The organism is Enterobacter sp. 4974935, assembly GCF_058661735.1.
The window spans coordinates 2,052,812-2,073,356 of record NZ_JBZWGT010000003.1 but is presented as its reverse complement, the minus strand read 5'-3'; the positions used below and the strand labels follow the sequence as shown (position 1 = coordinate 2,073,356).

Genomic DNA, 20,545 nt, shown 5'->3' with positions numbered 1-20,545 from the left:
CTTTTTACGGCTTCGGCCCGAACATCGCCTCAAGCTGTTTTGCGTCTGGCATGCCCACGACCTGCTGCAGTTCGTTTTGCTCATTCAGGTAATAAATAGCTGGTGTGGCATTTGCGCCGAGACTGTCCATAAGCGTCTGGTGATTTTGCAGGATCTCAACGGTTTCCCGTGAAGCCGCCCCTTCAGGTTTAGGCAGCTTTTTACCGCCGGACAGCTCGTACTCTTTCCAGGCCGACACCGGATCTTTGGCATTCAGGATCGCGGAGGCGTTACGCCCGCTGTTCGGGTTAAGAAACGCAACCAGCAGCGTGTTGAGCTGGACCTTGCCGGCCTTCACCCACGGCTGCGCTTCAGCCCAGAACTGCTTGCAGTACGGGCAGAACGGGTCGGCAAAAACAAAGACTTTGCGCGGGGCGCTCTCCGCGCCCTCTTTCAGCGGATGCGCCGCATTGAGCTTTTTCCACATCTCGCGGCCCATCGGGGCGTAGATCTCTTTCTGGAAAAAGGCCTCGCTGAGGTTGGTTCCCTTCTCATCATACAGATAGCCAGACACCACGTGCTTTCCGTCAGGGGTCAGAAAGAGCGTCACGCCCATGTCCTGATACTGCCCCAGCCACGCTGGCGCGCCGCCGGGGGCATCAATTTTCTTAATGATTTTGATATCCTGCTGCTCACTGAAGTGCTTTACCACATCCGGAAGCGACTCCTCTGCCCTGACCAACCCTGAAACCAGCAGAGCAGAGAGTAACAGCATCTTTTTCTTTGCTAACAGTTGAAGCATAACGACCCCTCTAAGATATTGTTTTTCAGAGTGGTCGAACTTTATTGCCCTGTCAACGCTTCATAAATATCCTTGAGGCGACTACGCAAAAATCGCACAGCTTTGTGTTTGCGGGATAATAACGCCTGCACGCTGTCGCCCGTTTCCTCCGCCAGCACCTTCATGGTGTATCCCTCAAATTCCGTTTTTTCAAACACCTCGCGCTGTGGTGGCGGCAGTTCCGACAGGGCTTGCCCCAACTCTTCCCACAGCAGCATGTTGAGATACTCCTCCTCCGGCGTTTGCGGTACGCCGAATAACGTTTCTGCAATCTCCTGCTCCGGAAAGTCCTCATCATCTGCCGTCAGGTACCCCGGCAGTGAAACCTCATGCTTTTTTCGCGCCCGGTCGATCATCTCATTCCGCGCGGCGCGAAACAGCCAGGCGGCGACGTTCTCCACCGGTTGTTCCACTTTCATCAACTGCCAGGTCACTTCCTGAAGAATATCATCGACATCATCACGAACCGCAGTCCGTCCGCGAATGAAGGCTTTTAGCCGTGCGCGGCAGGCATTGAGTGCCGAGATCAGTAATGATTCCCCCGCCTCACCGGCTTTCATATCGCTCACTCAGTTTCCGGCGCTTTCGCAGCGTTATCATCTCGCTTCTCATCCCGGTCATCGTGCCACCGGCAATGACCGTGACGACCAAATCCTGCCCGACGCTGCTGAATGAAGGCTTCACGTTGTTCGGGGGTCATATTCATCCAATGTGCGTGCATACGACGGTGTGCACCGAACATGCCTGGACGAAAACCCAGCCCACCGAAAAGAATGCGGCTCAGCAGCAGGATCCCCAGCGCCTGCCAGAAGCCAATGGCTTTAACCCCCAGGATGGCCGGGAGTAACGCGTTCCACAGGGACATGACCAGCAGGCCAAGCACCACGAACAGGACTGCGCCTATCACGATGCCCTTGTACATACGATGGCGGCCCAAACCACGCCCGTGACCTTTTCCGTGCATATCAAAATTTCTCATGTGTACCTCGTTTATGTTGAATGATTATGGTCTCTGATGAGGTAGACGGATGAGGAACAGAAATATTGCCGGGGAAAGATAAAATTTATGTGATAGCGGCTTTGTACGGATAACAGTAATGGCTGAAGGAGATTGTGCAGCGGCTGAATGCAGACATTAAAAAGGCTCCAACAGGAGCCTTCCTCATTTAATCACGCAATTGCCGGCAGACGAAAACTCGAAATACTCTGCGACAGCTGCTGCGCCTGCTCCTCCAGCGAGGCCGCGGCTGCGGCGGATTGCTGCACCAGCGCCGCGTTCTGCTGGGTCACACCGTCCATCTCCGTTACGGCCTGCCCAACCTGACCAATTCCACGGCTCTGCTCTTCTGAGGCAACCGAAATCTGTTCCATCAGCGTATGCACTTTATTCACAGAGCTGATAATAGAATCAATCACCTCTCCCGAACGATTCACCAGTTCCGCACCGTTTTTCACGCTGGAAACAGACTGGGCGATAAGGCTTTCGATATCCTTCGCCGCCACCGCGCTTTTCTGGGCCAGGGTGCGCACTTCACTTGCCACCACGGCAAATCCTCGCCCCTGCGTACCGGCACGCGCCGCTTCAACGGCCGCGTTCAGCGCCAGAATATTAGTCTGGAAAGCAATACTGTTGATGACACTGGTGATGTCCTCAATACGCTTCGAGTTGGACGCGATAGTATTCATCGTTTCGATGACTTCACGGGTTACCGCTTCACCGGTATGGGCATTTTTCACGGCATCCTGCACCAGCTTACCGGCCTGGAACACGTTATCGGTGTTATTCGCCACCGTCGCGCTCAGCTCTTCCATGCTGGCGGCCGTCTGGGTCAGGGCAGAAGCCTGTTGCTCCGTACGGGAGGCCAGGTCGATATTGCCGGAAGCAATTTCCTGCGCCGCATGCGTTACGGTGTGGCTGGCATCGCGCACCTGAGAAATGGTGGAGAGCAGCGCCTGGCGCATCTGCTCCATCGAGGACATCAGGTGATCGATTTCATTCCCGGAATCACGCTTGATCGGTACCGGTACGTCCAGCTTCCCGGCCGCAATCTGTCGACAGTGCTCGCGCGCCAGGTTCACTGGCGCAAAGACCACGCGGTTCATCAGCAGGCTGACGACGAGGATCACCACCACGAACAGCACCGCAATGCAGGCGATAATAACCAGACCCGACACAAAATTATGGCTCGCATCCTCGTTCAGCGTTTTGGCGTACTTCTGGTGAACGGAGAGAACCTGATCGAGCACAATTTCATATTGGCGATCGAGTTGAGACACCACGGGAATAAGAGCGTTGAACCGCGACACATCGTGAGCGGCGGCAGCGGCAATCAGCGGTGCCAGTCCCTGGTTACGGTAGTTTTGCCACGCCTGCTGGTAGGCAGTGACCAGCGGGGCTTCGTCCTGTAAACGCGGCGAGGCCATAAACGCCGAAAATGCACTATCGGCTTTGGTCAGCGCCTCTTTAACCGAGGCCAGTTTCGCAGACGAGTCGGTGGCGTCCCCCGCTTCCACCATTTTTACATACTCCATAACCCTGACGCGCAGGGTTCGGCTATGGTTAATGGGATCAATAATGGACAGGACAACCTGAATTTCTTTGTTCACATTATCCAGCGAAGTATTACTTTTAATGATGAGCCCAACGCTGGTGATGGTGCTGGCCACAAAGAAGAAAAGCAGAGAAAACAGGATAATCAGGGATGATTTTTTCAACGACATAACACACCTCAGGGATATAATTTCCCTTTGGTTATCGGCTGAATCCGATCTTTAATTAATTAAAGTTATTGATATATCCTTCAGACGTTACCCTGTCACTCCACGGCCTTGTATCGCCGTTGCAGTGTGGCATCCAGTTTACGCTGGATCGGCTCCGGCGTTTCCCCTTCAATCAGTTTGCCAATCAGATCAAAGCAGTGCCAGGCGAGCTGGCGGTTATCCTGACGAACGGTATCGACAGGAATGGTCAGAGAATCATAGAGATAGTGATCGTCAAAGCTGGCCAGACGCATATCGCTTTGCAGCAGATTATGTTGCCCCATATAGCGCAACACCCCTTCCAGCAGACCGCAGGCGGCGGTAAAAAGGGCTTTTGGCGGGCGGCCCAGGCGCGCGCAAAGTTCGGCAAACATTTCGTAGCCGGAGCTCGGATGGTAATTACCATGAATAATCCACTCCGGACGTAACTCGACGCCAGCGTCACGCAGCCCCTGCTTAAACCCTTCCAGACGGTCACGCGTCGGGGAAAGCCGCGGTTGGCCGCCGAGGAAGTAGAACTCATCCGGATGCTGGCGCGCAATGTCGGCCACCAGCGTGGCGGTCGGGGTAATTGAATCGGTGAGGACCAGCGGCAGAGAACTGTCGTTCATATGACGGTCAAAGAGCACAACGGGCAACTGCTCGCTCAGCTTTTGATAATCCGCGTCGTTGAGCATGCTGGAGGCGACAATCAGCCCGTCCACCTGGCGGGCCACCATGTTATTGACCACCACCGTCTCCTGGCCCGGATTTTCATCGCTACAGGAGATCAGCAGCTGAACACCCGCCTCGCGGCAGAGGGTCTCCAGCTCATGAGAAAAAACGGCAAACCCGTAGTTGGTGATTTCCGGCACCACCAGACCAATGGTGTGGCTGCGGTTGTCCCGCAGCGAACGGGCGTGAATACTGGGCTGATAATGATGTTCTTTGGCAATCGCCAGCACACGCTCGCGTGTCTCCTCCGCCACCCGAAGCTCTTTGCTGCGGCCGTTCAGAACCAGACTGGCGGTGGCTTTTGATACCCCCGCCAGCTCCGCGATATCTTTAATGGTGACGCGTTTTGTTTTTCTCACAACGACTTAGATCCGGCTGCCAAAACCCTATTCTATCATGCAGCTGCGCAGCGACCAGTAGCGTAATGTGATGTCGGACGCACCTTCGAAGCGAACCTGGGCCGGATGGTCAGGAAAATAGCGGCTGCTCATGACGCCTTCACCGTGATTGATGAAAATTTCGACGCTGGAACGGTCACACAGCACGCGTAAATGATGAACAGTGCCCCGCCAGTAGCGGTTCAACGTCTCTCCGGTTTCCAGGCTGGCGCGTTCCAGATGGATCCCCGCATCATCCACAATCAGCCGCAACGCGCCGGCAAAATCCACGTTTACGCACGATGCGCTCAGTTCGAACTCAAGACGGGTTCCCTCCAGCACCGGGGCATCGCTGGCGCGTCCCTGCCAGTGATGTTCATCCTCGCGCAGCGTTTCCAGCTCACGGATCGGCGTTTGCCAGAGCTTACCGTTGCGGTAGCGCAGCTCGCGCGGACAGGTCATCTGGTGGATCCAGCCGTGGACCCGTGTAGGCTGGAGCATCTCTTCGCCGTCCGGCACGCCCATCCAGCCGATGAGGATGCGGCGGCCGTCTTCTGCCACCGTGGTTTGCGGCGCGTAAAATTCGAAACCGGCATCAAGCTCATGCAATTCGTCGTGCGCAAATGCAGGCGTTTGATAATCAAATGCCCCACTCATCCAGACGGCCGGATAGGTGTTGAGATAGCGATGCGGTTCGCGCGCCAGCCCCTGTGGGCAGCAGATCAAGACGTGTGTGCCATCAAGCGCAAACAGATCCGGGCACTCCCACATATAGCCCGCATCCGTGAGTCCGTTGACGCCGTGACCAGCGATTTCGCCGCAGGACGCCCAGGTGTGCAAATCGGCTGACGTAAACAGCAGCACCTTGCCGCGCTTATGCTGATCCTGCGCCCCGAGCACCATGTACCACTGCCCGTCATGGCGCCACACTTTCGGGTCGCGGACGTGCCCGGTATACCCGTCCGGCAGGGGCAACACCGGTCCCAGTTTGGCAAACGTGCCGTCGTCATTTTGCACCGCCAGACACTGCCAGGCGGTGCGGCCGCCATCGTCAAACTTAACGTTGCCGGTATAGCACAGGGTCAGCACGCCGTTGTTATCCACGGCGCTGCCGGAGTAACAGCCATTGCGGTCATACTCTTCGTCAGGCATCAGCGCCATTGGCTCGTGCTGCCAGTGCACCAGATCTGCTGAGCTCCAGTGTCCCCAGCACTTGTAGCGATGATCGCAGCCCAGCGGGTTCCACTGATAAAACAGATGGTAACGTCCGGCAAACCAGATAAAGCCGTTCGGATCGTTCATCAGCCCCGTCACCGGTGCGGGATGCCACTGCGGATAGTGGCTGTCCGCTTGCGCACGCGGCTGGCCTTGCATAACGGCCTGCAACACGGCAGGCCAGCGGGAAGGTAAGGTCATTATTCAGAGTCCGTTTTATATTTCAGCAGCAGAGAGACGGTGAACGCCACGCCAAAGGCAATCACCATGCCGATAATATAGTTGAGCAGCGAGCTGGCCTGAACGATCGCCATACCGGGAAGCGCCGTCAGGCCAACGGCGGTCATGTAGACATGCACAGACACCACCCAGGCACCGCCCGCCGCACCACCGATCAACGCCGCGATAAACGGCTTCACGAAACGCAGGTTGATGCCAAAAATTGCCGCTTCGGTGATGCCCAGCATCGCGGAAAACGCCGACGGTAAGGTAATGGCTTTGATTTTGGCATCACGGGTTTTGAACCACACCGCCAGACATGCCCCGCCCTGCGCCACGTTCGCCATCGCCCAGATCGGCAGCAGGAAGTTCACGCCAATCGACGGGTTACCCAGCAGTCCGGCCTCAATAGCGTGGAAGCTGTGGTGAATGCCGGTAATGACAATCACCGAATAGAGCCCACCAAACAACAGCCCGGCCAGCCAGCCCGCGTGGGCAATCAGGGTGCTAAGAATAAAGGAGATCCCGTCGCCCAGCGCGCGTCCCGCCGGGCCAATAATCAACAGCGCGATAAAGCCGGAGATAATGACGGTCAGGAACGGCGTCAGGATCAGATCTAACGCATCCGGGATCGCCCGGCGAAGCTGTTTTTCCACAATGCTCATAAACCACACCGCCAGCAGTACCGGGAAGACGGTTCCCTGATAGCCAATCATGGCGATTTCAAGACCGAAGAAGTTCATGGTGTGGAAGCCGGACGCTACGCCCCAGGCGTTGGTCAGCGCCGGATGAGTCAGGATGCCGCCGAGCGTTGCGCCCAGATACGGGTTGCCGCCAAACTCCCGCGCGGCGGTGAAGCCAATCAGGATCGGCAGAATAATAAACGCCGCCGAGCTGCACATATCCAGCATGATATAGAGCGCGTTATCCGGATTAACCCAGCCGTAGGTGTTAACCATCCCGAGCAGGCCCATCAGCAGACCCGAGGCCACGATCGCCGGAATAATCGGCACGAAGATGTTGGAGAGCAGACGCGCGATGCGCTGAAACGGGTTCAGCTTGCGGGCTGCAATATCCGCCGCTTCCGATTTACTGGACTCGCTAATCCCTGCCGCCTGAATAAACGCGGTGTAAACCTTATTCACCACCCCGGTGCCGAAGATCACCTGCATCTGCCCGGCATTTCGAAAACAGCCTTTCACGCCTTCAACCTTGCCGATAGCCTGCTGGTCGGCAAGCGCATCATCGACCAGCACCAGACGAAGGCGCGTGGCGCAATGTGCCGCGCTGGCAATGTTCTCTTTGCCACCGAGCAGCGGAATCAGCTCGCGCGCAATATGATTAAAATCCATAGATACCTCTTCCTGACCTCTTTTTATGATGTTCGAAACGCCCCCGCAATGCGGGAGCGTGAAGGGTTAAAACCAGGTTTCCATCTGCACCCCAAAGTTCCATTCCCCGCCCGCGTTGAAGCCGCTGCTGCCAAAGGCGTCATCGCTGGCGTAGTTATCCAGCTTGCTGCTCCAGTCCATCCAGGTGGCGAACAGGCGCAGCTCCGGACGGCTGAAGAAATCGCCAATCTTGCCCGCCTTTAACGTCGGGGCAAAGGTTAGCTTGTAGAAGCTACCGTTAACCGCATTGCGATCCTTGTAGCCTTCCGGGTTTAAATCCATGTATTGATAACTGCCCTCGAACGCGAGGGCGAAATTCTGGGTCACCTCTTTGATCAGACGCGTATTGAGCGTGACCCACTCATAGCTGTCGCCCTTCACGTAGCGGTCCTTACTGCTTTGCGCGAGTACGGCGGGCGCAATGTGCCAGCCACCGCCCAGCGGCGTGACACCGTAACTTGCAAAACGCCAGGTATCGGCTTCTGACAGCAATGCGCCGTCTGCACCAATGCTTTTCACCTCGGCCCCCAGACCGTGGCCGTAAAGCAGCGCCGTTTTGGCGGAACCTTCCCGCAGGCCGTAGAAGCTCTCGTTATGCAGACCCACCAACGCATGCACCCCGTTATTCGCCGCATCGGTTTTAATCGGATCGCCGTTGCTGTCCTTACGGTCGTCATTATCTTTTGCCCGTAAGCCGCTGACCATCAACTGCACCGGCCCGGCGAAGTGGTTCATGCTTAAGATGTAGTTCTGGACGTTGTTGTCGATCTCCTCTTCGCTGCCGAAATTACGGCCATAAAGGGAGAAGTTACTGCGCAGCGTATCGTTCCACTTCACGTCGTAGACGCCGCCGCCGGTCCCGGCGAGAAATACCACGTCGGAATCCAGCCAGTGAATGTCGAAGTTGTCGCGGTCAAAACGCTTACCCGCCCAGAAGGTGCTGCCTTTCAGCGCACCGGTAACGTCCGGCAAATTGCCCAGCTCGGCAAAGGCCTGACGAATGTTCAGGTCGCTGCTGTCTGCCGACCAGTCGTTATAGGTTTTCTGACCGTCGGCCAGCATCGCCTTAAAGCGCGTCGTCGCGCCATTTTCCAGCGTCTGTTTGTGCTCAACATTCAGCTCAACGTAGGTATCCGCTTCGTTCCCCAGACGCCCGATGGCCCCACCCGTTTCCCCTGCGGGTGTCAGATAAGGACCGCTTTTGCTGCTTGAGGCCGCGTCGTTCATCAGCAGCCCGGAACGGGCGTAACCGTGAAACTCAAAACCGCCTGTCCGATTGGCTTTCTCTTCCAGCGCGGTGGTACGTTGCGCCACCGCCTGTGTGGAGGTTTGCGCTTCCTGCTGCGCAGCCACCAGTTGCTGCGTTTTCTGTTCCGCTGCCGTGGCGCGTTTTTCAGCAACCTGCGCACGGGTTTCCGCCTCCTGCAAACGCTGCTCCAGCGCTGCCAGGCGCGCTTCGATACGGGTCATATCCGTCTGGGCAAAAACAGAGGTACTGCCGGCCAGCATGCCTATCATCACGGCAAGTCTGCGTTTTTTATACATTTTGTCGCATCCCTAATAACTATCGGTAAAAGTGCTAAATTGCTAAACCGGTTTAGGCGAGTGATACTAAACCGTTAAATTTTGAATCGGCAACGTTTTTTGCTAAACCGTTTTAGTAAGTGTGATCGAGGCGACAATTCAGGCCCCCGACCGGAGGCCTGGCGACGTGAATTACAGTTCGTGATGATAAGGCAGCGCGGTCATTGCCCCTTTTGCGGTTGTCGCCAGCGCTCCGCAGCGCTGCGCTAACGTGATGACCTCTGAGAGACGGGCCTGGCCATGACATGCCAGACCGAACAGCAGCCCGGCGACGAAAGCATCCCCCGCACCGGTGGTATCAATGCATTCCACGGGTGATGCAGGATAGTGCGTCAACGCGCCTCCCTGCCAGGCGGTCACGCCCTCTTTTCCCTGCGTCACCAGCACCAGCCTGGCCGGACAGGTGCGCATTAGCTCCGCCAGACCCTCATGGACCTGCGCATTTCCGGTCAAGAACGCCAGCTCTTCCACCGAGATTTTCACCACATCTGCACAGGCTAATGCCCGCTCAAGGCACTGGCGCAGCTCGACTTCATCGTACCAGAGATCGGCGCGGATATTGGGGTCAAAGCTGACGAAACCGCCCGCCTGTCTGATAGCGGCCATCGCCTGAAACGTCGCGGAACGGCTGGGTTCGGCGCTAAGCGCGATAGAGCAGACGTGCAGCCACTCCCCGGCGCGGAATGGCGGGAGATCGGCGGCGTCGAGGAACAGATCAGCACTCGGGCGAACCATAAAGGTAAATGAACGTTCCCCGTCGTCATCGAGATCCACCACCACCGTGGAGGTGCGATGCCGCGGATCCCGTCTCAGCCATTCTGTATTAACCTGCTCATCCGCAAGCGTTTTTTGCATAAAGCGCCCGAAGGGGTCGTCGCCCACCCGGCCTATAAAGGCGCTTCTGCCGCCCAGACGCGCAATCCCAACCGCGACGTTGGCCGGTGCGCCGCCCGGACATTGCAGCAGTTTGCCCTCTCCGTCGGGCAACAGATCCACCACTGCATCGCCAAGTACCCAGATCGTCTCCATATCACCTTCTTAGCTAAATAATGTTAAACCGGTTTAGCTATTTAAGCACAGGCAGGGTGTCGGGGAAATATGGCGAGGGAAAATTTGCTTAACCTACCCGTTGGGGCCAGTGGATATCACCCACGCCATTGAGTTGCGGGCGGGCGAACAAAAAGCCCTGGAAGCGGCGAATACCGGCGGATTCAAGCCAGCACCACTCTTCTACCTTCTCAATGCCTTCTGCGACCAGCGTAATCTCCAGATCGGTGCAGCAGCTGATTATCGACTTCACAATCGCCTGCTTGGGTCCGCTCTGGTGGATATCGCTGACGATCTCTCTGTCGATTTTGAGCTTATCCGGCTGGAACCGGGTGAGCAGCGACAGACCGGCATAGCCGGAACCAAAATCATCTATTGCCAGCCCAACCCCTTCCGCTCGCAGCTGTTTAATGGCGCTGTTAAACTGGTTAAAGCCGGATATCATCTCGTTCTCAGTGACTTCAATGACCACCTGCTCTGGCTGTAGACCGTGCTTTTTGATCTGCGTTACCAGGAACTCTACCGCACCCGGCACGTTAACCAGCGACATTGGCAGCAGGTTCACCGCCAGTTTGTGGCTGCCGATGCCCAGCTTTTGCGCCAGCGCAAAGGTCCAGGCTTTGGTATGCAGATCGACTTCGTATATCTTTTCACGATCGAGACTACGGAAAAAATGCTCCGGGCTGCCGCCGTCGTTTCCGCGTATAAGCGCTTCGAGAGAACTGATTTTGCCTTCGGACGGCTCGACAATGGGTTGCAGCGCAAACTGGCAGGGCTGTCCCGCCAGCAGACCTAACCCTTTACCAAACGGCGCGCGCTCTCGCGAAAGCGTCCATTTATCAGGCTCATAGTCCGAAGCGGGTGGGATAGCGGTTTTGCCGGCGATAAAGGTCTGAATAAATTTGAAGACCCGATCCTCAGAAGTCAGGTAGCTTTCCAGCTTGCTGTAATGCAGAACCGATGCCAGAACCGCTTTCGGGGTCTGAACGTCCATGTTAAACAGCAGCATTCCCACGTCTTCGAAACGTCGGCGCGGACCGTAATCGCGCATCAGCTCCACCACGCCGGTATGCCGGTTGTCCGCACGGATGGTGTTAAAAAGCGCGACGACGCTCTGTTCCGTGCCTTCGAGAATTTGCAGAACGTCACGTCCACTGGAGAGAAGAATGCCTGAGATGCCCTGCTCCGTATTACGGATCCTGGCCTTTTCAACCAGCGAGCTTAACGCTGCGGAGGTGCAGGTTAAGCTCAGCTGGCTTCGATAAATGAGAGTTGTCAGCACAGAAACGGGGTCCGGTATGGGGTATACGCCTGAACGGTATTGTTTAACACAGTTCCCCGGTGTGACCTAATCTATTCCACGTCGGGCTTAATTCTCCCCGATACGGCTGTCGATCCGCGTCTGCATATAGTCGTAGAACGGATTCGACGTCACGCGCATCAGCGCATCTTTGCCGACGCTCAGAACTGAGGTTTCTCCCCACAGGGCTATCGTCCCGAGACTGATTCCATAGCGGTTTTTCACCTCAGGATGGCGGCCATACAGATCGTCTTCAGGCGGGAACGGAATGGCAATATGCGACAGGGAATAAACCTCCTGCGGATACGAGACCGACAGCGGCGTCACCGTTTCCCGGGTGCTGCCCGCAGGCGTTGTCTTTGCCACCATATCAAACCTGTCAGGGCTGGCATTGGTCACGATTGTTACACTGTAACGTCTTTTCGCCTCGGGCAGCAGGTCAGCCGCCGCCGTCCAGGATGATGGCCTGAACAGTGGACGGAAACTCCCGGCCTGATTGATGTCAAATACCACCAGTTCGCTGCCATTTGCCGGAAGCTGGTCAAACAGCCCGCTGACTACGGCGCGGGTACTGACCGTTGAATCCATGACCGACTGAAACGCCAGTACCGGCGGAAGCTGCGTTAGTTTGTGATCATGAACATCGCGGTTTATCTGCTCATGCAGCGCCCGGGTAAGCAGCCAGGACTGACGTGCCGCATTCACCGGGAACGAATTGTATTTATAAGGATTATATTCCGGAGAAATGTTGAGCCACGCGGCTTTGGCAAACGCCGGTAACATAGCCGGTAGCCCGGCGAATCCGGCAAAGCGCGCAAACGCCGTGACGCCAATCATCGGTGAGAGCAAAACGATCTGCTGAGGTTTACGCAGTTCAGGCGCATCAAGGGCGTCGAGGGCGTATTTCATCGCCAGCGCCCCGCCGTTGGAATAGCCCACCAGGTGCAGGGGGAGATCGTTCCCCGTCAGGCGTGTTGCTTCACGAACCGCAAGGCGCGTAGCTGCCAGCCACGCCTCCCAGTCAACGTCTGTCAACGCGCCCGGCGCCGTGCCGTGTCCGGGCAAACGAGGTACTACGGCCACAAAGCCGTGCTTTTGATAATTCACAGCCAGACGCCTGACGCTGTAGGGCGAATCCGTCAGACCGTGCAACAACACTACCGCCCCGCGCGGCTTTCCGGCAGGCATCAGCACAAACGACCGGTTTGCATCCGGAGTAAAGTGTCCTGGCCACACCAGGCTCTGACGGTAATAGCGGTTCAGCGGCGTGCGCTCTGCGGGGGTGACTTTCGCCGTCACCTCAGCATCAAGAGCGGTGAAGATGGCGTTTTCCCGCGCGACATAGGCTGCGAAGGTCGCGTTATCCATCTCCTGCACGGACATTTCGTCAGCCCGCCAGGTATGCCAGTGATGCAGAGCCGGCCCCTGCTGCGAAAGATAAACCCGCACCGCCAGCAGAACGAGCACAATGATCCCGATGACCATCGCTATTTTTTTTGCGAGAGCCATCAGGCGCACGCTGACCAGCCAGGGCAAATTCGCCATGTAAGGCTCCCTCTCTTATCCACAGAGCTTTCATCTTACCAAAAAATGTGAAGAGGCTGTCGTATTCACCAAATAGATACCGCTCAGGCCGGACACTGCACCAAAAGTGAACTACGCTGCACAAATGTTGAGCATCTGTTAAACAAATATTGCATTAACTTTGCTGCACAGCGCGTTTTCGCCGCAATGTGAACATGGCACGCGTCCTGCATTGTTAATCCGATAACAGAAACCCGGCCTTTGACAGCCAGTTAACAGCGAGGCGGTATGACGACCAAACCAGAGGTGTTGAGCCGTATCGAAGCGACCTTCAGCCAGCTCACCCCGAGCGAAAAGCGGGTGGCAAGCTGGATGCTGGCGCACGTCGGGCAGATCCCCTTTGAAACGGCTGAGAGCGTGGCGCTGGCCACGGCCACCAGCGGGATCACCGTCGGACGCTTTCTGCGCAAGCTGGGCTATCGCAACCTTGATGACGCCAAAAAAAGCCTGCGCGATCCCCATCAGCCCTGGGGCATAAACGAGCGTCTGGATTCCTGGAAACAGCAACAGCCGCTGTCGGATCGCCTTCAGCACTCCCTGTCACTGGAGGTGGACGCCATTGCCCATGTCTACCAGCTGGCGCAAAGCGAAACGTTCAGGCAGGTGGTCCAGCAACTTTCCCATGCCGACGCCGTCTTCGTGCTGGGGATCCAGTCCACGCGCGGGATCGCCAATGCGTTCTTCAGCCATCTGGAGTATCTGCGCCCGCGGGTAAGCTATTCCGAAGGGCTCTCCGGTAGCTGGGTGGAGTCGCTTAACTCCGGCTTTGCTAACCCGTATATCGTGCTGACCGATACCCGCGCCTACTCCGCCATTGCCCGCCAGTACTGCCGCGTGGCGAGCGAAAAAGGCCTGGCGATGGCGCTGATCACCGATATCTGGTGCCCGTGGGCGCGGGATTACCCGATTGATTTACTCCAGGTGAAGACCGATACCGGCCATTTCTGGGACTCGCTGGCGCCGGTGAGCTGTCTGTTCAACCTGCTGCTGTCGGGCGTTGTGGAGGCGCTGGGGGAAGCGCTGCCGGAACGTCTGGCAATCAACCGACAACTACAACAAGAATTTGGTCAATTTGAACGCTAAAGGAGCGGAGCTATGCCTGAAGAGAGTCAACTGATTGATGTGGCGAAAACTTTTCCCACGCTGCATATCGATCTGAAATACGCGACCGCCGATAACATTACCGGCCGCCCGATCTACCAGCACGCCGCGTGCCTGCTGCACACGGATGCCGCCACCGCGCTGGCGAAATCGATCAGTATCGCCGCGCTGGCCGGTCTGAAGCTGGTGGTCTACGACGCCTACCGCCCCCAGCAGGCACAGGCGCAACTCTGGGATGCCTGCCCCAATCCGGAATACGTGGTGGATGTCGCGATTGGCTCGAACCACAGCCGGGGCACTGCCATTGACGTCACGCTGATGGATGAACACGACAACGTGCTGGATATGGGCGCCGGGTTTGACGAAATGCACGACCGTTCTCATGCCTGGCACCCTTCCGTTCCGCCCGAGGCGCAGCGAAATCGTCTGCTCCTGAACGCCGTTATGTACGGCGGCGGTTTTGTGGGCATCAGCAGCGAGTGGTGGCATTTCGAGCTGCCGATCGCCGCCAGCTATCCGCTGTTAGATGACCAGTTCGCCTGTTATCCGACCACACACTCACTGTAATTCTGGAGCCCGGCCATGAAAACAACGCTGCTTACTACCCTGATTGCCGCTACGCTCGCCCTGAGCACCCTTCCCGCTCTGGCGGCGGTGCCAAAAGATATGCTGGTGATAGGGAAAGCTGCCGATCCGCAAACGCTGGATCCGGCGGTCACTATCGATAACAACGACTGGACGGTGACCTACCCCTCGTACCAGCGTCTGGTGAAATACAAGCCTGGCACCACGGAGGTGGAAGGCGATCTGTCGACGGGCTGGAAGGCGTCAGACGACCAGAAAGTGTGGACGTTCACCCTGGCAGATAATGCAAAATTCTCCGACGGCACGCCGGTGACCGCCGAAGCGGTCAAGCTGTCGTTTGAACGTCTGCTTAAAATCAACCAGGGACCTTCCGAAGCGTTCCCGAAAGATTTGAAAGTGGACGTGGTGGATGAGCATACGGTGAAATTCACCCTCAGCCAGCCGTTTGCCCCGTTCCTCTACACGCTGGCCAATGACGGCGCGTCGATCGTCAACCCGGCGGTGCTGAAGGCCAATGCCGCCGACGACGCACGCGGTTTCCTGGCGCAAAACACCGCGGGTTCCGGACCGTTTATGCTGAAAAGCTGGCGGAAAGGTCAACAGCTGGTGATGGTGCCCAACCCACACTGGCCAGGTGAAAAGCCGCACTTTAAGCGCGTCTCGGTGAAGATTATCGGTGAAAGCGCCTCGCGTCGCCTGCAACTTTCCCGTGGCGATCTGGATATCGCCGACGCCCTGCCGGTGGATCAGCTTGCTGCTCTGAAGCAGGAAGGCAAAGTGGCCGTGGCGGAATACCCGTCCCTGCGGGTGACCTACCTCTATCTGAACAACAGTAAGCCTCCAATGAATCAGGTGGATTTGCGCCGCGCGGTCTCCTGGGCGACCGATTACCAGGGGATGGTGAAAGGCATTCTCAGCGGGAACGGCAAGCAGATGCGCGGCCCGATCCCGGAGGGCATGTGGGGCTTCGATGCGAACGCCATGCAGTACATCTTTGACGAGGCCAAAGCCAAAGCGGCGCTGGAGAAAGTCAAAGATAAACCTGCCAGCCTGACGTTCCTCTATTCCGATAACGACCCGAACTGGGAGCCTATCGCCCTCTCCACGCAGGCGAGCCTCGGCAAGCTGGGGATTAACGTCAAGCTCGAGAAACTGGCGAACGCCACCATGCGCGACCGCGTCGGCAAAGGTGATTATGACATTGCGATTGGTAACTGGAGCCCGGACTTCGCTGACCCGTACATGTTCATGAACTACTGGTTCGAATCGGACAAAAAAGGGCTGCCGGGGAACCGCTCATTCTATGAGAACAAAGAGGTCGATGCGCTGTTGCAGGCGGCACTGAAAACCACCGTTCAGGCGGAACGCACCAAAGATTACCAGCAGGCGCAGAAAGTGGTGATTGACGAGGCGGCTTACGTTTATCTGTTCCAGAAGAACTACCAGCTGGCGATGAACAAAGAGGTCAAAGGCTTCACCTTTAATCCGATGCTTGAGCAGGTCTTTAACATCGCCACCATGAGTAAGTAACGGCCCACGCCTGGGGGAAGTGTATGACGTTCTGGAGCATTGTGCGCCAGCGCTGCTGGGGGTTAATCCTGGTGGTGGCCGGTGTCTGTATTATTACTTTTATTATTTCACACCTGATCCCCGGCGATCCGGCCCGCCTGCTGGCCGGTGATCGCGCCAGCGATGAAATCGTGCAGGGCATCCGCCAGCAACTGGGGCTGGATCAACCACTCTATATTCAGTTTGGCCGCTACGTTGAGGCGCTGGCACATGGCGATCTGGGCACGTCTATTCGCACCGGTCGCCCCGTTGCGGAAGATTTGAAAGCTTTTTTCCCCGCCACGCTGGAGCTTGCCTTTTGCTCCCTGCTGCTGGCGCTGGTGATTGGCGTGCCGCTGGGCATTTTATCGGCGGTGTACCGTAACCGCTGGCTGGATCACCTGGTGCGACTGATGGCGATGACGGGCATCTCGACGCCTGCCTTCTGGCTGGGACTGGGAGTTATCGTTCTGTTCTACGGTCAACTGCAAATTCTGCCCGGCGGCGGCAGGCTGGACGACTGGCTCGATCCGCCCGCCCACGTTACCGGTTTTTATCTGCTGGACGCTCTGCTGGAAGGCAACGGCGAGGTGTTTTTCAACGCCCTGCAGCACCTGATTTTACCCTCCCTGACCCTGGCCTTCGTGCATCTGGGTATTGTGGCGCGTCAGGTACGTTCCGCGATGCTGGAGCAACTGAGCGAGGATTATATTCGTACCGCCCGCGCGAGCGGGTTGCCGGGCTGGTACATCGTCCTGCGCTACGCCTTACCCAACGCCATGATCCCCTCCATTACCGTGCTCGGGCTGGCGCTGGGCGATCTGCTGTACGGGGCGGTGCTTACCGAAACCGTGTTTGCCTGGCCGGGAATGGGGGCCTGGGTGGTGACCTCCATTCAGGCGCTGGACTTCCCCGCCGTCATGGGCTTCGCGGTCGTGGTATCGCTGGCCTATGTCTTCGTTAATCTGGTGGTGGATCTGCTGTACCTGTGGATCGACCCGCGAATCGGGCGCGGAGGTGCCGAATGATGTTAACTCAGGAAACGCCCGTCCCCGTCAGCACCGCTAAACAGCGCATCAACTGGGCAAAGCTGTTCTGGATGTTACGCAAAAGCCCGCTCACGCTGATCGGCGGGGTCATTATGATCGTGATGCTGCTGATGATGGTGGTCTCGCCGTGGATAGTCCCGCACGATCCGAACGCGCTGGATCTGACCGCGCGCTTGCAGGCACCGTCAGCCCAGCACTGGTTTGGCACCGATGAGGTGGGCCGGGATCTGTTCAGCCGCGTGCTGGTGGGCAGCCAGCAGTCCATCACAGCGGGGCTGGCGGTGGTGGTGATTGCGGGCGGCATCGGTTCGCTGCTCGGCTGTTTGTCCGGCGTACTTGGCGGGCGCGGCGACGCCATCATTATGCGCATCATGGACATTATGCTCTCCATCCCCTCGCTGGTGCTGACGATGGCCCTAGCCGCCGCGCTCGGCCCAAGCCTGTTTAACGCGATGCTGGCGATTGCGATTGTACGCATTCCGTTTTACGTGCGGCTGGCACGCGGGCAAACGCTGGTGGTGCGCCAGTTCACCTACGTGCTGGCCGCCCGCACCTTTGGCGCATCGCGCTGGCACCTGATCAGCTGGCATATCCTGCGTAACGCCCTGCCGCCGCTGATCGTACAAGCGTCGCTGGATATCGGCAGCGCCATTCTGATGGCCGCCACGCTGGGCTTTATTGGATTAGGCGCGCAGCAGCCGACCGCCGAATGGGGGGCAATGGTGGCCGTAGGGCGTAACTACGTGCTTGACCAGTGGTGGTACTGCGCATTTCCGGGGGCGGCAATTCTGATCACGGCGGTTGGCTTTAATCTGTTTGGCGATGGACTTCGCGACCTGCTGGATCCCAAATCAGGAGGGAAGCAGTCATGAGTGATTCCGTATTATCGATTGAAGATTTGCACCTGAGCTTCCCCATTTTTCGCGGTGACGTCCACGCGCTCAACCACGTCTCGCTGGAGATTGGCCGGGGTGAAATTGTCGGCGTGGTGGGCGAATCCGGCTCGGGAAAATCGGTCACCGCGATGCTGGCGATGCGCCTGCTGCCGGAAGGCAGTTACCATGTTCACCATGGCCGGGTCACGCTGCTCGGGGAAGATGTGCTGAACGCGTCGGAAAAACAGCTTCGTCAGTGGCGCGGCGCCAGGGTGGCGATGATTTTTCAGGAGCCGATGACGGCGCTTAACCCCACGCGCCGGATTGGCAGGCAGATGGTGGAGGTGATCCGCCAGCATCAGTCGCTTTCCCGCCGCGACGCGCGGCAGAAGGCGATCTCCCTGCTGGGCGAGATGCAAATCCCGGATGCGGCGCAGGTAATGGATCGCTATCCGTTTGAGCTTTCCGGCGGTATGCGCCAGCGGGTAATGATCGCCCTTGCCTTCTCCTGCGAGCCGGAGCTAATCATCGCTGATGAACCCACTACCGCGCTGGATGTGACCGTCCAGCTTCAGGTGCTGCGTCTGCTGAAACATAAAGCGCGCGCCAGCGGAACGTCGGTGCTGTTTATCAGTCACGATATGGCGGTGGTGTCGCAGCTTTGTGACCGGATGTACGTTATGTACGCGGGCAGCGTGATCGAAAGCGGCAGCACGCAGACCTTGATCCACCATCCTGTGCACCCCTATTCGATTGGCCTGCTGCGGTGTGCCCCGGAAAATGGTGAACCGCGCGAGATCCTCCCGGCCATTCCCGGCACGGTACCTAACCTCAGCCACCTCCCGCGCGGATGTGCTTTTCGCGAACGCTGTTTTGCTGCCGGGGCGAAATGCAGCGAAACGCCGCGCTTAATTTCCACGGGCGCAGAAGGCCAGCAGGCTGCCTGCTGGTACCCACAACAGGAGAGACGCCATGTCTGAGGTACTGCTGGAACTGGATAGCGTGCATGTGAATTTTCCTGCGCGCAAAAACTGGCTGGGGCGCGTGACGGAACAGGTACACGCCCTTAACGGCATGGATCTCCGGATCCATCGCGGCGAAACGCTGGGCGTTGTGGGGGAATCCGGCTGTGGAAAGAGCACGCTGGCGCAGCTGCTGATGGGCATGCTCAAACCGAGTACCGGTGCCTGTCAGCGCGCGAATGCGGCGGGTGGTATGCAGATGGTATTTCAGGACCCGCTCTCGTCCCTCGATCCGCGTTTACCCGTCTGGCGCACCATCACCGAGCCGGTGTGGATACAGCAACGTCGCAGCGAACGGGAGCGTCGTCAGTTGGCTGAAACGCTGGCGCAGCAGGTTGGGATTCGAGCGGAATATCTTGACCGCCTGCCGCATGCGTTTTCGGGCGGACAGCGCCAGCGAATCGCTATTGCCCGGGCGCTCTCTTCGGATCCGGACATCATCGTGCTGGATGAACCCACCAGCGCGCTGGATATTTCCGTCCAGGCACAGATCCTCAATTTGCTGGTTGCCCTGCAACAGCAGCGAAATCTGACCTACGTGCTGATCTCGCACAACGTCTCGGTGGTCCGGCACATGAGCGACCGGGTGGCGGTAATGTATCTGGGGCAAATCGTGGAACTGGGTCCGGCGAACCAGGTGCTGGGTCAGCCGCGCCATCCTTATACGCAGCTGCTACTTGACTCCGTTCCCCGGACCGGAGAACCGCTGGATGAGGATCTGGCGTTGCGAAAAACCGATCTTCCGGGTAATCGCCACCTGCCCGTTGGGTGCTATTTCCGCGACCGCTGTTCGCTGGCGACGCAGGGATGTGAACAGCCGCAACAGCTCCAGCCCTCTTCCGCAAGCCGAAGCGTGCGCTGCTGGCGTAACCGTTAAAAATGAGCCGGGCATGCGCCCGGCCCGATATCAGTTCAGTTTGTAATCCAGCGTGATTTCCGCTTTCAACAGCTGCGAGACCGGGCAACCGGCCTTGGCTTTCTGGATAATGCCGTCGAACTGCTGCGGATCGATACCCGGTACCGTCACCTTGCTTTGCAGCGCGACTTTGCTGATGGCAAAACCGCTGTCGGTTTTATCCAGCGAGACATCCGCCGTGGTATCGATGGAATCGGCGGTATAACCCGCTTCGCCCAGCATTAGCGACAGGGCCATAGAGAAACAGGCCGCGTGCGCTGCGCCAATCAGCTCTTCCGGGTTAGTCCCTTTCTCGCCCTCGAAGCGGGTGTTAAAGCCGTAAGGTTGCTGGTTAAGGACGCCACTTTCGGTCGATACCGTCCCTTTGCCGCGCTTGATGTCGCCAGACCAGTGTGCTGAACCGTGCTTATGAATCGTCATTCTTGCTCTCCTTTTGGC

The 20,545-nt window shown here is 57.7% G+C and carries 19 protein-coding genes; 7 read left to right on the top strand and 12 right to left on the bottom strand.

The window, feature by feature from the left end; genetic code table 11:
- Positions 1 to 4 precede the first annotated feature (4 nt).
- From dsbG to AC4OVS_RS11100, 11 genes are all read right to left on the bottom strand, one after another.
- Positions 5 to 781 carry a thiol:disulfide interchange protein DsbG gene (dsbG, locus tag AC4OVS_RS11150; protein ID WP_250116448.1) on the bottom strand — a complete coding sequence of 259 codons (777 nt, stop codon included), beginning with the start codon at positions 779 to 781 and terminating at the stop codon, positions 5 to 7.
- A 41-nt stretch (positions 782 to 822) separates the two neighbouring features.
- Entirely contained in the window at positions 823 to 1,380 is a 558-nt protein-coding gene (locus AC4OVS_RS11145; protein ID WP_173651615.1) for an RNA polymerase sigma factor, read from the bottom strand.
- Between the two features lie 5 nt (positions 1,381 to 1,385).
- A complete protein-coding gene (locus AC4OVS_RS11140) occupies positions 1,386 to 1,799 on the bottom strand; it encodes a hypothetical protein (RefSeq protein WP_063149932.1) in 414 nt (137 codons plus the stop codon).
- 191 nt (positions 1,800 to 1,990) lie between these two features.
- Positions 1,991 to 3,541, bottom strand: coding sequence for a methyl-accepting chemotaxis protein (locus tag AC4OVS_RS11135; protein ID WP_491922405.1), 1,551 nt, complete (start codon positions 3,539 to 3,541; stop codon positions 1,991 to 1,993).
- A gap of 95 nt (positions 3,542 to 3,636) precedes the next feature.
- Positions 3,637 to 4,653, bottom strand: a complete 1,017-nt coding sequence (locus tag AC4OVS_RS11130; RefSeq protein ID WP_017693400.1) for a LacI family DNA-binding transcriptional regulator — start codon at positions 4,651 to 4,653, stop codon at positions 3,637 to 3,639.
- A gap of 27 nt (positions 4,654 to 4,680) precedes the next feature.
- A complete protein-coding gene (locus AC4OVS_RS11125) occupies positions 4,681 to 6,087 on the bottom strand; it encodes a sucrose-6-phosphate hydrolase (RefSeq protein ID WP_491922404.1) in 1,407 nt (468 codons plus the stop codon).
- On the bottom strand, positions 6,087 to 7,457 hold the full coding sequence (locus tag AC4OVS_RS11120; protein ID WP_491922403.1) for a sucrose-specific PTS transporter subunit IIBC: 1,371 nt from the start codon (positions 7,455 to 7,457) through the stop codon (positions 6,087 to 6,089). Before AC4OVS_RS11120 ends, AC4OVS_RS11125 begins: the two co-directional genes overlap by 1 nt.
- A gap of 66 nt (positions 7,458 to 7,523) precedes the next feature.
- The gene (locus AC4OVS_RS11115; protein WP_491922402.1) at positions 7,524 to 9,041 is read right to left on the bottom strand and encodes a carbohydrate porin; all 1,518 of its coding nucleotides are present in this window, start codon (positions 9,039 to 9,041) and stop codon (positions 7,524 to 7,526) included.
- Positions 9,042 to 9,212: 171 nt separating this feature from the next.
- Complete coding sequence (gene cscK / locus AC4OVS_RS11110; RefSeq protein WP_063148908.1) at positions 9,213 to 10,109, bottom strand: fructokinase; 897 nt, start codon at positions 10,107 to 10,109, stop codon at positions 9,213 to 9,215.
- Between the two features lie 88 nt (positions 10,110 to 10,197).
- Positions 10,198 to 11,409 carry a diguanylate phosphodiesterase gene (locus tag AC4OVS_RS11105; RefSeq protein ID WP_063841982.1) on the bottom strand — a complete coding sequence of 404 codons (1,212 nt, stop codon included), beginning with the start codon at positions 11,407 to 11,409 and terminating at the stop codon, positions 10,198 to 10,200.
- 87 nt (positions 11,410 to 11,496) lie between these two features.
- Positions 11,497 to 12,972 (bottom strand): alpha/beta hydrolase, encoded by a 1,476-nt coding sequence (locus AC4OVS_RS11100; RefSeq protein ID WP_491922401.1) that lies wholly within the window; start codon positions 12,970 to 12,972, stop codon positions 11,497 to 11,499.
- 267 nt (positions 12,973 to 13,239) lie between these two features.
- Here AC4OVS_RS11100 and AC4OVS_RS11095 point away from each other — a divergent pair, with 267 nt between their 5' ends.
- Genes AC4OVS_RS11095 through AC4OVS_RS11065 form a run of 7 tightly spaced genes read left to right on the top strand, consistent with a single transcriptional unit; the run spans position 13,240 to position 20,068 of the window.
- Entirely contained in the window at positions 13,240 to 14,094 is an 855-nt protein-coding gene (locus AC4OVS_RS11095; RefSeq protein WP_023300159.1) for a MurR/RpiR family transcriptional regulator, read from the top strand.
- A 12-nt stretch (positions 14,095 to 14,106) separates the two neighbouring features.
- Positions 14,107 to 14,679, top strand: coding sequence for a D-alanyl-D-alanine dipeptidase (gene ddpX / locus AC4OVS_RS11090; protein ID WP_252065658.1), 573 nt, complete (start codon positions 14,107 to 14,109; stop codon positions 14,677 to 14,679).
- 15 nt (positions 14,680 to 14,694) lie between these two features.
- Positions 14,695 to 16,227: an ABC transporter substrate-binding protein gene (locus tag AC4OVS_RS11085; RefSeq protein ID WP_491922400.1), complete on the top strand. Its 1,533-nt coding sequence runs from the start codon at positions 14,695 to 14,697 to the stop codon at positions 16,225 to 16,227.
- Positions 16,228 to 16,250: 23 nt separating this feature from the next.
- Positions 16,251 to 17,273, top strand: coding sequence for an ABC transporter permease (locus tag AC4OVS_RS11080; protein WP_003857077.1), 1,023 nt, complete (start codon positions 16,251 to 16,253; stop codon positions 17,271 to 17,273).
- Complete coding sequence (gene ddpC / locus AC4OVS_RS11075) at positions 17,270 to 18,166, top strand: D,D-dipeptide ABC transporter permease (RefSeq protein ID WP_022648185.1); 897 nt, start codon at positions 17,270 to 17,272, stop codon at positions 18,164 to 18,166. Before AC4OVS_RS11080 ends, ddpC begins: the two co-directional genes overlap by 4 nt.
- Positions 18,163 to 19,149 carry an ABC transporter ATP-binding protein gene (locus AC4OVS_RS11070; protein ID WP_022648186.1) on the top strand — a complete coding sequence of 329 codons (987 nt, stop codon included), beginning with the start codon at positions 18,163 to 18,165 and terminating at the stop codon, positions 19,147 to 19,149. Before ddpC ends, AC4OVS_RS11070 begins: the two co-directional genes overlap by 4 nt.
- Complete coding sequence (locus AC4OVS_RS11065; RefSeq protein WP_023306245.1) at positions 19,142 to 20,068, top strand: oligopeptide/dipeptide ABC transporter ATP-binding protein; 927 nt, start codon at positions 19,142 to 19,144, stop codon at positions 20,066 to 20,068. The genes AC4OVS_RS11070 and AC4OVS_RS11065 overlap by 8 nt, the downstream gene beginning before the upstream one ends.
- Positions 20,069 to 20,098: 30 nt before the next feature.
- Here AC4OVS_RS11065 and AC4OVS_RS11060 read toward each other — a convergent pair whose 3' ends face one another.
- Positions 20,099 to 20,527, bottom strand: coding sequence for an OsmC family protein (locus tag AC4OVS_RS11060; protein ID WP_003857069.1), 429 nt, complete (start codon positions 20,525 to 20,527; stop codon positions 20,099 to 20,101).
- Positions 20,528 to 20,545 lie beyond the last annotated feature (18 nt).

Excerpts from the sequence above, each read along its gene's own strand:
- dsbG (WP_250116448.1), bottom strand. The coding sequence starts at position 781 with ATGCTTCAACTGTTAGCAAAGAAAAAGATGCTGTTACTCTCTGCTCTG.
- AC4OVS_RS11145 (WP_173651615.1), bottom strand. The coding sequence starts at position 1,380 with ATGAAAGCCGGTGAGGCGGGGGAATCATTACTGATCTCGGCACTCAAT.
- AC4OVS_RS11140 (WP_063149932.1), bottom strand. The coding sequence starts at position 1,799 with ATGAGAAATTTTGATATGCACGGAAAAGGTCACGGGCGTGGTTTGGGC.
- AC4OVS_RS11135 (WP_491922405.1), bottom strand. The coding sequence starts at position 3,541 with ATGTCGTTGAAAAAATCATCCCTGATTATCCTGTTTTCTCTGCTTTTC.
- AC4OVS_RS11125 (WP_491922404.1), bottom strand. The coding sequence starts at position 6,087 with ATGACCTTACCTTCCCGCTGGCCTGCCGTGTTGCAGGCCGTTATGCAA.
- AC4OVS_RS11120 (WP_491922403.1), bottom strand. The coding sequence starts at position 7,457 with ATGGATTTTAATCATATTGCGCGCGAGCTGATTCCGCTGCTCGGTGGC.
- AC4OVS_RS11115 (WP_491922402.1), bottom strand. The coding sequence starts at position 9,041 with ATGTATAAAAAACGCAGACTTGCCGTGATGATAGGCATGCTGGCCGGC.
- cscK (WP_063148908.1), bottom strand. The coding sequence starts at position 10,109 with ATGGAGACGATCTGGGTACTTGGCGATGCAGTGGTGGATCTGTTGCCC.
- AC4OVS_RS11100 (WP_491922401.1), bottom strand. The coding sequence starts at position 12,972 with ATGGCGAATTTGCCCTGGCTGGTCAGCGTGCGCCTGATGGCTCTCGCA.
- AC4OVS_RS11095 (WP_023300159.1), top strand. The coding sequence starts at position 13,240 with ATGACGACCAAACCAGAGGTGTTGAGCCGTATCGAAGCGACCTTCAGC.
- ddpX (WP_252065658.1), top strand. The coding sequence starts at position 14,107 with ATGCCTGAAGAGAGTCAACTGATTGATGTGGCGAAAACTTTTCCCACG.
- AC4OVS_RS11085 (WP_491922400.1), top strand. The coding sequence starts at position 14,695 with ATGAAAACAACGCTGCTTACTACCCTGATTGCCGCTACGCTCGCCCTG.
- AC4OVS_RS11080 (WP_003857077.1), top strand. The coding sequence starts at position 16,251 with ATGACGTTCTGGAGCATTGTGCGCCAGCGCTGCTGGGGGTTAATCCTG.
- ddpC (WP_022648185.1), top strand. The coding sequence starts at position 17,270 with ATGATGTTAACTCAGGAAACGCCCGTCCCCGTCAGCACCGCTAAACAG.
- AC4OVS_RS11070 (WP_022648186.1), top strand. The coding sequence starts at position 18,163 with ATGAGTGATTCCGTATTATCGATTGAAGATTTGCACCTGAGCTTCCCC.
- AC4OVS_RS11065 (WP_023306245.1), top strand. The coding sequence starts at position 19,142 with ATGTCTGAGGTACTGCTGGAACTGGATAGCGTGCATGTGAATTTTCCT.
- AC4OVS_RS11060 (WP_003857069.1), bottom strand. The coding sequence starts at position 20,527 with ATGACGATTCATAAGCACGGTTCAGCACACTGGTCTGGCGACATCAAG.